Source organism: Ensifer adhaerens (assembly GCF_020035535.1).
In the GTDB taxonomy this organism is placed as follows: Bacteria; Pseudomonadota; Alphaproteobacteria; order Rhizobiales; family Rhizobiaceae; genus Ensifer.
This window is the reverse complement of record NZ_CP083350.1, coordinates 3009245-3021557: the sequence shown is the minus strand read 5'-3', so window position 1 is coordinate 3021557 and position 12313 is coordinate 3009245. Positions and strand designations below refer to the sequence as shown.

General features: G+C 62.2%; 11 protein-coding genes. 10 read left to right on the top strand and 1 reads right to left on the bottom strand.

Annotated elements, in window-relative coordinates; translation table 11 throughout:
- Positions 1-351: 351 nt before the first annotated feature.
- The 8 genes from LAC81_RS33780 to LAC81_RS33745 all read left to right on the top strand — a co-directional run bounded on the left by LAC81_RS33780 (position 352) and on the right by LAC81_RS33745 (position 9462).
- A complete protein-coding gene (locus LAC81_RS33780) occupies positions 352-1914 on the top strand; it encodes an ABC transporter substrate-binding protein (protein WP_419195847.1) in 1563 nt (520 codons plus the stop codon).
- Positions 1915-1972: 58 nt separating this feature from the next.
- Positions 1973-2944 carry an ABC transporter permease gene (locus LAC81_RS33775; RefSeq protein WP_113540653.1) on the top strand — a complete coding sequence of 324 codons (972 nt, stop codon included), beginning with the start codon at positions 1973-1975 and terminating at the stop codon, positions 2942-2944.
- Positions 2945-2954: 10 nt separating this feature from the next.
- Positions 2955-3905, top strand: coding sequence for an ABC transporter permease (locus tag LAC81_RS33770; protein ID WP_113540654.1), 951 nt, complete (start codon positions 2955-2957; stop codon positions 3903-3905).
- Between the two features lie 3 nt (positions 3906-3908).
- Positions 3909-5102, top strand: a complete 1194-nt coding sequence (locus LAC81_RS33765) for an amidohydrolase family protein (RefSeq protein WP_223728937.1) — start codon at positions 3909-3911, stop codon at positions 5100-5102.
- Positions 5099-6583: an amidohydrolase family protein gene (locus LAC81_RS33760; protein ID WP_223728936.1), complete on the top strand. Its 1485-nt coding sequence runs from the start codon at positions 5099-5101 to the stop codon at positions 6581-6583. Before LAC81_RS33765 ends, LAC81_RS33760 begins: the two co-directional genes overlap by 4 nt.
- The gene (locus tag LAC81_RS33755) at positions 6580-7566 is read left to right on the top strand and encodes an ABC transporter ATP-binding protein (RefSeq protein WP_223728935.1); all 987 of its coding nucleotides are present in this window, start codon (positions 6580-6582) and stop codon (positions 7564-7566) included. The genes LAC81_RS33760 and LAC81_RS33755 overlap by 4 nt, the downstream gene beginning before the upstream one ends.
- Positions 7563-8543 carry an ABC transporter ATP-binding protein gene (locus LAC81_RS33750; protein ID WP_223728934.1) on the top strand — a complete coding sequence of 327 codons (981 nt, stop codon included), beginning with the start codon at positions 7563-7565 and terminating at the stop codon, positions 8541-8543. Before LAC81_RS33755 ends, LAC81_RS33750 begins: the two co-directional genes overlap by 4 nt.
- Before the next feature lie 268 nt (positions 8544-8811).
- On the top strand, positions 8812-9462 hold the full coding sequence (locus tag LAC81_RS33745; protein ID WP_223728933.1) for a YceH family protein: 651 nt from the start codon (positions 8812-8814) through the stop codon (positions 9460-9462).
- Between the two features lie 67 nt (positions 9463-9529).
- On the opposite strand, the gene LAC81_RS33740 is transcribed toward LAC81_RS33745, so the two are convergent.
- Positions 9530-10264, bottom strand: coding sequence for an aspartate/glutamate racemase family protein (locus LAC81_RS33740; protein ID WP_223728932.1), 735 nt, complete (start codon positions 10262-10264; stop codon positions 9530-9532).
- A gap of 369 nt (positions 10265-10633) precedes the next feature.
- On the opposite strand from LAC81_RS33740, the gene LAC81_RS33735 reads away from it, so the two are divergent.
- Together LAC81_RS33735 and LAC81_RS33730 are read left to right on the top strand one after the other, a co-directional pair.
- Positions 10634-11320 carry a GntR family transcriptional regulator gene (locus tag LAC81_RS33735; protein WP_113540660.1) on the top strand — a complete coding sequence of 229 codons (687 nt, stop codon included), beginning with the start codon at positions 10634-10636 and terminating at the stop codon, positions 11318-11320.
- A gap of 69 nt (positions 11321-11389) precedes the next feature.
- Complete coding sequence (locus LAC81_RS33730; RefSeq protein WP_223728931.1) at positions 11390-12217, top strand: bifunctional allantoicase/(S)-ureidoglycine aminohydrolase; 828 nt, start codon at positions 11390-11392, stop codon at positions 12215-12217.
- Positions 12218-12313: the final 96 nt, after the last annotated feature.

Here is a 12313-nt window from a genome sequence, read left to right as displayed (position 1 = left end):
GGCAGGCGCAATTAGGTGTTCCGCGAGAGCAGATAGCCGTAACCACATATCTTTTCGGGAAATTCCCATTCACCCGACGGCGTCGCGAGACGCCGTCGGGTGATCCGTTTTGGGATCTTGTTCGGACTCGATTCGCGCCTTGGTTGTCTGTGTTCCTCTTTTTTCAGCTCTGGTCGCCCGCAGAATGCCCCCGCATTTTCAGCCTGTATTCCACTTTAAACATTTATGCATACAAAATTGTCGACAAAATAGTTGACATTGTCGCCAACAGCTTCAAATCTAGGGCGGCTTGCTCACGGGTGGGCGAGGACGTCGTGCTGTGGCGACTGACGAGAGAACAGAGGGAACGACATGAAACTGAGAAAGCATCTCCTCGCGGGGTTGGCATTTGCCATGCTCGCATCCTCCGCATCTGCGGAAACGCTGCGCTGGGGAAGCCCGCGGGATATCTTCTCGCTCGACCCCTATTCCTACGGCAGCACCTCGAACCTGGCCTTCCTCAACCACGTCTATGAGGGCCTGACCCGCTACACGCCCGAGTTCAAGGTCGAGCCGGCGCTCGCCACGAGCTGGGAGATGGTTTCCGAAAAGGTCTGGCGCTTCCATCTGCGCAAGGGCGTGAAGTTCCACAACGGCGCCGATTTCAACGCTGACGACGTCGTCGCCTCCATGGCCCGCGTCAGCCATCCGACGTCGCCGCTGCGCGGCAACATTCCGGCCTATGTCTCGACCACCAAGGTTGACGACTACACCGTCGACATCGAGGTGAATTCGCCGAACCCGCTCTTCCTCAACGACATGACCAACATCTTCATGTTCGACAAGGACTGGCTGGTCGACAACAAGTCCGAGCTGCCGACCGACGTCGGCGCCAAGGTCGAAGGCTTTGCCACCTACAACACGAACGGTACCGGCCCGTTCAAGGTCGAATCCCGCGTTCCCGACAGCAAGACCGTGCTGATCAAGAACGATGGCTGGTGGGATACACCGAAGCACAATCTCGACCGCATCGAATTCATGCCGATCACCTCGGCAGCAACCCGCGTCGCGGCGCTGCTTTCGGGCGAAATCGACCTCACGGACGGCGCCCCGGTACAGGACCTGGAACGCCTGAAGAGCTCACCGGAGATCAAGGTCATCGAGCGCACCGACCTGCGCACGGTCCATATGGTCTTCAACCGTCACGAGACCTTCGCCGACGGCCGCGAGAATTTCTTCAACAACATCAAGGTGCGCCAGGCAATCGATCACGCGATCGACCGCCAGCTCATCTTCAAGCGCGTGATGCGCGGCAAGTCGCATGTCGCCGGCACCATGGTCGCACCGGAAATCCCGGGCTACAGCGCAGAGCTCGACGTGCCGACGAGCTACGATCCGGAACTCTCCAAGAAGCTGCTCGAAGAAGCGGGCGCCGTCGGCAAGGAGTTCACGCTCGTCTGCATGAACGACGAAAGCGTCAACGAAGAGGACGTCTGCAGTGCGCTGGTCTCGATGCTGTCGCGCGTCGGCCTCAAGCCGACCCTCGACATCGGCCCGCGTGCCGTTCAGGCGCCGAAGCGCGCCAGCGGCAAGTCCGACGCCTACATGATCGGCTGGGCCAACGAGCCGACGCTCGATGCCTATTCGATCCTGGTTCAGGTGCTTTCGACCCGCGAAGGTGCGGCCGGCGTCGCCAACTATGGCGGCTGGTCCTATCCGGAACTGGACGCGATGGTGAAGAAGGCCGCGGTGGAGATGGATCACGACAAGCGTCTGGCGATCGAAACCGAAGCGCTGAAGTTCGCCAAGGACGAGGTCATCATGATCCCGCTGCACCAGCAGCCAATGGCCTGGGCAATGTCCAAGAACGTGACCGACGTGACCATCCGCGCCGACAACAAGCCGCGCCACTGGCTGACCCGTATCGGCGATTGAGTTTCCTTGCCCCGGCGGAGTGTGCTTCGCCGGGGCTCCTCATTCTGCGAGAAACCCAATGATTGTCTTTCTCATCAAGCGGCTGGCCAATGCCGTGCTGGTCATGCTCGCCGTTGCGCTGCTCGCCTTTCTGATCTTCCGCTTTGCCGGAGACCCGGTCGAGCTGATGGCAAACGAGCAGATGTCACAGGCCGACAGGATCGAGCTGCGCGAAAAGCTCGGGCTCAATGATTCCTTCCTGACCCAGTTTGGCCGGTTCGTCGGCAACGCTGCCCAAGGCGATTTCGGTATCAGCTACCGCAATGGCCAGGACGTGATGAAGCTTATTGCCGAGCGCTTCCCGGCGACGATGGAACTTGCGCTTGTCGCGACCGTCCTGTCGCTGCTGATCGGCATTCCGCTTGGCGTCCTAACTGCGATCCACCGAGGGCGATGGTACTCGGAAGGGCTTCAATTCGTCAGCATCATCGGCGTCTCGTTGCCGAGTTTCGTCGTCGGCATCCTTTTGATCCTCGTCTTTGCCGTAACGCTTGGCCTCGTGCCCGCCTTTGGGCGCGGTGATGTGGTCCAACTCGGCTGGTGGAGCACTGGCCTCTTGACGCCTTCCGGCCGCGCATCGCTGCTTCTGCCGTCTCTTGCGCTCGCGCTCTACCAGATTACCCTGGTTATGCGTCTCGTCCGCGCCGAGATGATGGAAGTACTTCGGTCCGATTTCGTCAAGTTCGCGCGCGCCCGCGGCGTACCGCGCTGGCGGATCTATTTCCGTCACGCGCTCAGGAACTGTCTGATGCCCGTCGTCACCATGACGGCAATGAACTTCGGTTCGTTGATCGCTTTCGCACTGATCACCGAAACCGTGTTCCAGTGGCCGGGCATGGGCATGCTCTTCATCCAGGCGGTAACCTTCCTCGATATGCCTGTCATGGCTGGTTATCTCTGCATCGTCTCCTTCATCTTCGTCACGCTGAATACGCTCGTCGATATCGCCTATGCGGTCATCGATCCGCGGCTGCGCGACGCTACCCGTTGAGGTCGCTGCCATGACAGATCACGTCCAGCAATCCACACCGCCACGCCGGCCCTCGCGGCTTGCCCGCTGGCGCCAGAGCGACCTCTGGTGGTCCTTCACCCACAAGCCTTCTGCAATCATCGGTGCGGCCATCCTCACCTTCCTGATCGTGACCGCGTTTGCCGCTCCGCTGATTGCACCGCAGAACCCCTTCGATCCGGCCCAGCTCGAACTCTGGAATTCCGAGCTGCCGCCGATCTGGGAGGCAGACGGCCAGTGGCCCTATGTGCTCGGTACCGACACGCAGGGCCGCGACATGCTCTCGGCCATCCTCTATGGCTCGCGCATCTCGATCCTGATCGGGGTCGCATCGGTTGTGCTTTCACTTGCCGTCGGTCTTAGCCTCGGTCTCGTCGCCGGCTATTTCGGCCGCTTCATCGACAACGTGCTGATGCGCATCGGTGACGTCCTTCTGTCGATCCCGACGATCCTGATCGCGATCCTCGTCAGCGCCGTCGCACGCCAGATGCTGCCGCCGGAACTGAGGGACGTCGGCTCGGCCGCGGTCCTGGTGTTGGCAATCACGCTCAGCGCCTGGGTGCAATATGCCCGTACCGTCCGCGCCCAGACGATCGTCGAGCGCGGCAAGGAATATGTTCAGGCCGCGCGCCTTCTGAAGACACCGGCACGGCGGATCATGCTGAAGCACATTCTGCCGAACACGCTGACGCCGATCATGGTCGCCGCGACCTTGAACTTCGGCATGGCGATCCTGACCGAGGCGACGCTCTCCTTCCTCGGCATCGGCATGCCGCCGAGCCAGCCGAGCCTCGGAACGCTTATCCGGCTCGGCAACCAGTTCCTGTTTTCTGGCGTATGGTGGGTCGTGCTTTTCCCTGTCGTCCAGCTTTGCCTTCTCGTGGTCTCGGTCAACCTGCTCGGTGACTGGCTGCGCGATGCGCTCAATCCGAAATTGAGGTGAATGATGTCCAATCTTCTGATCCGTAACGTCAGGCCCAACGCCGGCGAAGCGACCGACATCCTCGTTCGCGACGGCAAGATCGCCGCCTTTGGCAAGGAGCTCGCAGCCGAAGGCGTGGCGAGCGAAGACGGCAACGGCCATATCGTGATCTCCGGTCTCGTCGAAGCCCATACCCATCTCGACAAGTCGGTCTGGGGCATGCCCTGGCATGTCAATGCCAAGTCTGCGACGCTGCGCGAACGCATCGATTTCGAACGCGAGCAGCGGCTCGAAATCGGCATCGACCCGCACCGTCAGTCCATGCGCCAGGCGATCATGCTCGCTGCCAACGGTGCAAGCCACATCCGCAGCCACGTCGACATCGACACCACCCATGGCCTGCGGCTGATGGAAGGCATCATGGAGACCCGCAAGGTCCTCGAAGGCATCATCGACATCGAGATCGTTGCCTTCCCGCAGTCGGGTCTCGTCACCCGCCCGGGTACGATCGAACTCCTCGACAAAGCTCTGAGCAATGGCGCCGAAGTCCTTGGTGGCATTGACCCTTGTGGCATCGACCGAGACCCGAAGGGACACCTCGACGCGATCTTCGGCCTTGCCGACAAGCATGCCAAGCCGATCGACATCCATCTGCACGAGCAGGGCAAACTCGGCGCCTTCAGCATGGAGATGATGTTCGAGCGTATCCGCGCTCTCGGCATGCAGGGCAAGGTGGCAATCAGCCATGCCTTCGCACTCGGAGCCCCGGATTATCTGCGGGTCGCCGGCCTGATAGAGCAGATCGCTGAGCTCGATATCCGCATCATCACGACCGGTTCACCCTCCTCGACCGTTCCGCAGATCCTTCGGTTGAAAGAAGCAGGCGTCAAGGTGGCGGCCGGCTGTGACGGCATCCGCGACACCTGGGGTCCGTGGGGACAACCCGACATGATGGATCGTGCCCGGATCCTCGGCATGAAGAACGGCCTGCGCCGTGACGTCGACCTCGAGCATGCGCTCCATGTCTGCTCCAAGGGGGGCGCCGAGGTCATGGACATCGAGGGGTACGGTCTTGAGGTCGGCTGCGACGCAGATTTCACCCTGCTCACCGGCGAGACGCTGGCGCATGCCGTCGTCGACGTCGCGCCGCGGCCGCTGGTCGTCAAGCGTGGACGTATCGTCGCTCGCAACGGCGTTTCGGAGGTAGCCATCCCATGAACAGCATCAAGGATTTGACACTCGGTCAACGTGCGGAGGGACGCACGCTTCTGACCGCGCAATGGGTGCTTGGTCACCGTGACGGCTCCCACCGGCTTATCCCGAACGGCCAGGTGGTGATCGAAGGCGGCACGCTGCTCTATGTCGGTCCGCACTTCGAGGGCGAGGTGGCCCGGCGGATCGATCTTGGAGCGGCGATGATCAGCCCCGGGCTGATCGATCTCGATGCGCTCTCCGATCTCGATACGACGATCCTCTCGATCGACCATCAGCCCGGTTGGGCCAAGGGTCGTGTCTGGCCGCGTTCCTACATCGAGCGTGGGCCTTATGAGATGTACACGCAGGAGGAACTGGCGTTCCAGAAGCGCTTTGCCTTCGCCCAGCTTCTCCTGAATGGCATCACCACGGCCGCTCCGATCGCCTCGCTTTTCTATCGCGAATGGGGCGAAACCGTTGCGGAATTCGCCACGGCTTCGGATGCGGCCGGCGATCTGGGCTTGCGCGTCTATCTGAGCCCGGCCTACCGCGCCGGCGGTATGATGGTCACGGCTCCGGGCCAGCTTGAAGCGATCTTCGACGAGGCCAGAGGCATGAAGGGCCTCGATGAGGCCATCGGCTTCATCCGCGAGCACGAAGGGCGCCACGGCGGCCTGGTCAAGGGCCTGCTGGCCCCAGACCGGGTGGAAACTTGCACCGAGAAGCTCCTGGTCCGTACCGCAGACGCGGCGCGTGATCTTGATTGCCCGATCCGCCTGCATGCGGCGCAGGGCACCATGGAAGTCGATACCGTTCGCCGCCTGCACAACAAGACGGCGCCGGAGTGGCTGGCAAGCTTCGGTTTCTTAAGCGACCGGCTAATCGCGCCGCATGCGACCCAGGCAACGGACAACGACCTGCGTCTCTATGCGGAAAACGGCGTCAGCATCGTTCACTGCCCGCTGGTTTCGGCCCGCGGCGGCAGCACGCTGAATTCGTTCCGCTCCGTCAAGGCTCGCGGCGTCAACATCGCAATGGGCACGGATACGACGCCTCCGGACATGCTGATGAACCTGCTGGTCGGGTTGATCACCTGTCGCGTTGTGGAAGGCGATGCGTCCGCTGTCAGTTGCGCCGATCTTTTCGACGCTGCGACGCTCGGCGGCGCCAAGGCGCTCGGCCGGTCGGACCTCGGCCGGCTGGAAGCAGGTGCCCGCGCCGACATCGCCGTCTTCGACCTCATGGATCACCACATGGCGCCGGCAATCGATCCGATTACCACGCTGGTGGTCGGTGGTTCCGGACGCGTCACCAAGGCTGTCTTCGTCGATGGACGCCTGTCGATGCGTGATGGCGAGGTTGCAGGTTTCGACATGAACGAGGCGCGCGCAACGGCGCAGGTGCAGTTCGATGGCCTGATCGCCAAGTATCCGGAAAGAAGCTTCGGCCATCCCCCGGTCAGCGAGATCTTCCCGCCGAGCTACCCTCTGGAGGTGCAGCGATGACGGAACACCATTCATCGGCCGTGCTTGACGTGCGCGGCCTCTGCGTCGAATTCCCCGGGCGCCATGGAACGGTGCAGGCGCTTTCGGACGTCTCCCTCAATATCCGCCCAGGCGAAATCCTCGGTGTCGTTGGCGAATCCGGCGCCGGAAAGTCGATGACCGGCCTTGCGGTCCAGGGTCTGCTGGAGCCGCCCGGCCGTGTCTCCGGCGGCGAAGTCTGGCTCTCCGGACGGCGTATCGACCAACTCGACGAGACCCAGATGCAGCAGGTGCGTGGCCGGCAGATCGGCGCGATCTTTCAGGATCCGTTGACCTCGCTGAACCCGCTCTTCACCATCGGCGCGCAGCTCGTCGAAACGATCCGTCTTCACCTGAAGCTCTCCAAGGCCGATGCGAAGGCCCGTGCGATCCAGCTTCTCAAGGAAGTCGGCATTCCGGCTCCCGAGGCGCGCTACGATCACTATCCGCATCAGTTCTCCGGCGGCATGCGTCAGCGCGTCGTCATCGCCCTGGCGCTCGCCGCCGAGCCGAAGCTGATCATTGCGGACGAGCCGACGACCGCCCTCGACGTCTCGATCCAGGCCCAGATCACCTCGCTGTTGCGTCGTCTCTGCGACGACCATGGTACTGCGGTCATGCTGGTCACACACGACATGGGCGTTATCGCAGAGACCGCCGACCGTGTCGCCGTGATGTATGCCGGACGACTGGTCGAGATCGGCCCGGTCGACGACGTGCTGAAGAACGCGCGCCACCCCTATACCCGCGGCCTGATGGGCTCGATCCCGGCTCTCGGCCGTCGCGTCGAGCGGCTGAACCAGATCGACGGTTCGATGCCGCGTCTCAACGCGATCCCCACCGGCTGCGCCTTCAACCCGCGCTGCCCGGAGGCAGGTCCGCGCTGCCGCAAGGATCGCCCCGAACCGGCTCCGGTCGGCACCGGCGTCGCCGCTTGCTGGCTCAATGCAGGAGGAGTTCTATGAGTGATGCCCTTACGGTCAACGACCTGACCTGCAATTTCGATGTTTCCGCGCCCTGGCTCAACCGGGTGATCGAGCGCAAGCCGCAGCAGTTCGTGCGGGCGGTCGACGACATCAGCTTCACCGTGCCAATGGGCGGCTGCCTCAGCCTCGTCGGTGAATCCGGTTGCGGCAAGTCGACGGTGGCGCGGCTCGTCACCGGTCTCTACCGGCCGACGGAAGGCGAGGTGCGGTTTGCGCCGGGCAGGGACGGGCAACCGCTTTCGGCCCAGATGATCTTTCAGGATCCCTATGCCAGCCTCAATCCACGCTGGCGCGTTCGCAACATCATCGCCGAGCCGCTGCGCGAGCTGAAGCTGCGCAACTCGGAAGCCGAGATCATGGAACGTGTCGGTGAGTTGCTGACCATCGTCGGTCTCGCGCCCTCCGATGGCGCGAAGTTCCCGCACGAATTCTCGGGCGGACAGCGCCAGCGCATCTCGATTGCACGCGCTCTTGCCGGCGAACCGGAATTCCTCGTCTGCGACGAGCCGACCTCGGCACTCGACGTGTCGGTCCAGGCGCAGATCCTGAACCTCATGCGCAAGCTGCAGGACGAGATGGGGCTGACCTATCTCTTCATCAGCCACGACATGAGCGTGGTGCGCCACATGTCGGACCGTATCGCGGTAATGTACCTCGGACGGATCGTCGAAGAGGCGGACACCGAAACGCTCTTCGCCAATCCGCGGCACCCCTATACGCAGCTGCTGCTAGAGACGATTCCGGACATCACCCATCCGAAGCGCGGACGCAGCATCGCTGCGAGTGAGGTGCCAAGTCCGCTCAATCCGCCGTCCGGCTGCACGTTCCATCCACGCTGCCCCTTCGCTGACCAGCGCTGCAAGAGCGAGCGGCCGGAAATGCGCAGTTTCGCCGATGGCTCGCGAGCCGCCTGCCACCGCATCGAAGAGACGGTGAAGGCGATCCACGCGGCCTGAGATAATTTAGTTCCCTGAAGCCTTGGGCTCCGTGTCGTGCCAGTCGCGGAGCCTCTTTTTTGCGCGGTTCAAGCGAGCCGCTTTGCGAACCAATGTATTTCGCATTCCCGTCGTCAGGTGAATGCTACGGTGCTAACCGGAATTCAACGAAATCGGCCGATGACCATTTCCGGGCTTCGACACTCACGTTAGGGTGGGGCCGCAGGCCAGACCGGACTCGCAGCGAGGTTTGGCTGGGATCGAATGCGTTGATTTGAAGAGTTGGCATATGAACACGACCTCCGATACCGATTTCCCCGTCCTCAATGCCGTTGAAGCCCGCGTTCTCGGATGCCTGATCGAGAAGAAGGAAACGACGCCAGACGTCTATCCGCTGACGCTCAACTCTGCCCATGCGGCGGCCAACCAGAAGACGGCGCGCGACCCCGTCATGGCGGTCGAGCAGGTGGATGTTCATCGCGCGCTCTCTTCGCTGTCGCAGAAAGGACTGGTGCGCCAGGCGTTTGCATCGCGCGTCGAGCGCTACGAACACCTGGTCGCCAACCGCTTCTCACTGACATCGCCGCAGATCGCCATGCTGGGCCTCCTGCTTCTTCGTGGCCCGCAGACTGCCTACGAACTCTGGGCGCGCAGCGAGCGCATGGCGCGTTTCGCCTCGATCGAGGATCTGAAGGACAATATCGACCTGATGATGGGCCGCAGGCCGCCACTGATCGTTCAATTGAACCGGGGAGCAGGTCAGCGCGAGGACCGTTTTGCGCACCTGCTGTGCGGCGAAGTCGAGCAGCCGACGGCCGAAAGGGTGGCGGTATCTTCGGCGCCGAGTGGCTTGGCGCTATCTGCCCTCGAAGAAAGACTGGAAGCACTCGAGCAGAAGGTGGCGACACTGCAGGAGCAGCTTGACGCCTTGTTGCGCTGAAACAGCTATCCCGTGTCAGTGAGATCCACCGGACGGGTCGCCGCCCGGTGGTCGTGACGGCCGAGATTTAACCGGCCACGTCAACCAGCCTGCAGGCCGGGCTTTCCTTGACGCGAGGATAATCATAGGCGCCGACCTTCGAGGTGGCATAGCCGCCACCGACCAGAGCTTCGGCCAGCTTCACCGCAGCGGTCACGCCGTCGATAACGGGCATCCCTGTGCGCGCTTTCAGGCGGTCGCAGAGTTCGGACATTCCCGCACAGCCGAGGATGATTGCTTCAGCGCCGTCTTCCTGCCGCGCCTTGAGGATCTCCTGCACCAGTATTTCCTCTGTGTGGGCGAGATCTTCCTCCAACGCCAGTACGGGCATGTCCACCGAGCGGACCTTACGGCAGCGGTGGCCGGCACCATAGGCCTCGGCGAGATCCTCGATGATCGGCACCGAGCGGGGCAGGGTGGTGATGATCGTAAACCGGGTCGCAATGTTCATCGCCACCTGCACGGCCGCCTGACAGATGCCGATCACCGGACCGCGGGCGATCTCGCGCGCGGCGCCAAGACCGGGATCGTCGAAGCAGGCGATGACGTAGGCGTCGATGCCGCGCTGCTCGCCCTTGCGTATTTCGGCAAGCATCGCCGGCACGGCCATGGCTTCATCGGCGTGGCCTTCAATGCTGGCTGGACTTGACGTTGGGTTAACAGATTCCAGTAGGGTCTGGGGTGCTGCAACGCGCTCGGCGCTTCGATGCGCCTGTTCGGTCATGGAGCGGGTGGAATTCGGGTTGATGAGCAGGAGGCGCATGGATCAGCTCGTTTTCCGAAGAGCAGCAAGGAGGGGGGCGGGCGCCGTATCAGGCGTGAGCATTGTGGACCGCCTAGCGAGAGCGCCGGGACCGCCGCATTCGGCCGTCCGCCGGTGAAATTCGCCAGCAGGCGATGAATAGTCCTGGGCCGGCAGTTCAGTGAAATCAAGGTCCATCGGGGCTCTCAGGTGGCGCCGCGCCTGGGTCTAAAACCCCGTCGCACGGTCGTGTTTAAGCAGTTGCCATTGCACATCAAGTTGCGGTACACAATATTGTCTACAATTTTGTAGTCAATATCTAACTGCAGCGGGTGGAATTGACTTTGAGCGCCGCACGGCGAGAGTAAGTGAACGGCTAAGGGAGATTTCATGTACAACGCGGACGAAGCCGCCGGTGCTCCGACGGCGATCATTTGCGAGAAGATCTGGCTTGCAATCGCAGAACGGCGGCTAAGACCGGGAACGCGATTGAAGGAAGAGCAACTTGCCGAAATATTCTCCGTCAGCAGGGCCCGCATCCGCCAGGCACTGACTGCGCTCGAGCGCGACGGCCTGGTGACGATCATGCCGAACCGTGGCGCCTTTGTCTCCGAGCCCTCCGTGGATGAGGCGCGCGATGTCTTCGTTGCCCGCCGGGCCATCGAGCAGCGCGTGGTCGAGCGCCTTTGCGAACGCGCCAACCCCAAGGATATCGTGCGGCTGCGCGCACATATCGAAGAAGAGCGCATCGCAGGTCGGTCCGGCAATCTCTCTGATATCGTTCGGCTTTCCGGTGGTTTCCACCTGTTGCTTGCCGAACTCTCGGGCTCGGCCTTCCTCTTCGGCATCCTGCGCGATCTCGTTTCCCGTACATCCTTGATCACCGCGATGTACCGCTCGAACCACCTGCACAACTGCGGACCGGACGAACATCTGGCTGTGGTCGAGCACGTTGCGTCGCGCGATGCCGCAAGTGCGATCAAGGAAATGGCCGAACACCTGAACCACGTGGAAGCAGAACTGGACTTGGACGAGGAAAAGGACCAGCCCCGCGATCTGCGCACTGCCTTGCTTTGACGCCCGGCGCCCGACCCATTGCACCGCTCTTTAGAGGAGGCGGTGCCTGCCAGCAGACTGAAGGAAGATATGACCAACCGTAGTTACTATGCGCCCCATGGCGGCAACCCGCCGCAAACCCAACTCCTTTCGGATCGCGCGGTCTTTACCGAAGCCTATGCTGTGATTCCGAAGGGGACGATGATGGACATCGTCACCAGCTATCTGCCGTTCTGGGACAAGACCCGGCTGTGGATATTGTCCCGTCCGCTCTCCGGTTTTGCTGAAACATTTTCACAATATATCATGGAAGTCGCTCCGGGCGGCGGTAGCGAGCGGCCGGAACTCGACGCGGGCGCCGAGGGCGCAATCTTTGTCGTCGAGGGTGAACTGACCGTCACGCTCGACGGCAAGGCGCACAAGATGCAGCCGGGCGGGTTCGCCTTCATTCCGCCGGCCAGCAATTGGACCGTTCGCAACGGAAGCGAAGCGCCGGTTCGTTTCCATTGGGTGCGCAAGGCCTATGAGCAGGTTGACGGCTTGCCGGTGCCGGAAGCCTTCTTTGCCAACGAAGCCGAGATCACCCCGTCGCCGATGCCCGGCACCGACGGCAAGTGGGCGACGACCCGCTTCGTTGATCCGGCCGATCTGCGCCACGACATGCACATCACCATCGTGACGTTCGAGCCTGGCGCCATCATCCCCTTTGCCGAAACCCACGTCATGGAGCACGGCCTCTATGTGCTGGAAGGCAAGGCGGTCTATCGGCTCAATCAGGATTGGGTCGAAGTCGAGGCCGGTGACTACATGTGGCTGCGCGCCTTCTGCCCGCAGGCCTGCTACGCCGGTGGCCCGGGCAAGTTCCGCTACCTGCTCTACAAGGACGTGAACCGCCACATGAAGCTGAAGGCGCGTTAAGGCGACCGACGCTGGTTAAGGCAAAACCGCGCATGCACAGAATGCGCGGTTTTCTAATTCCATTACATTTTACGCCGTTCCGAGCCGTGCGTTCGA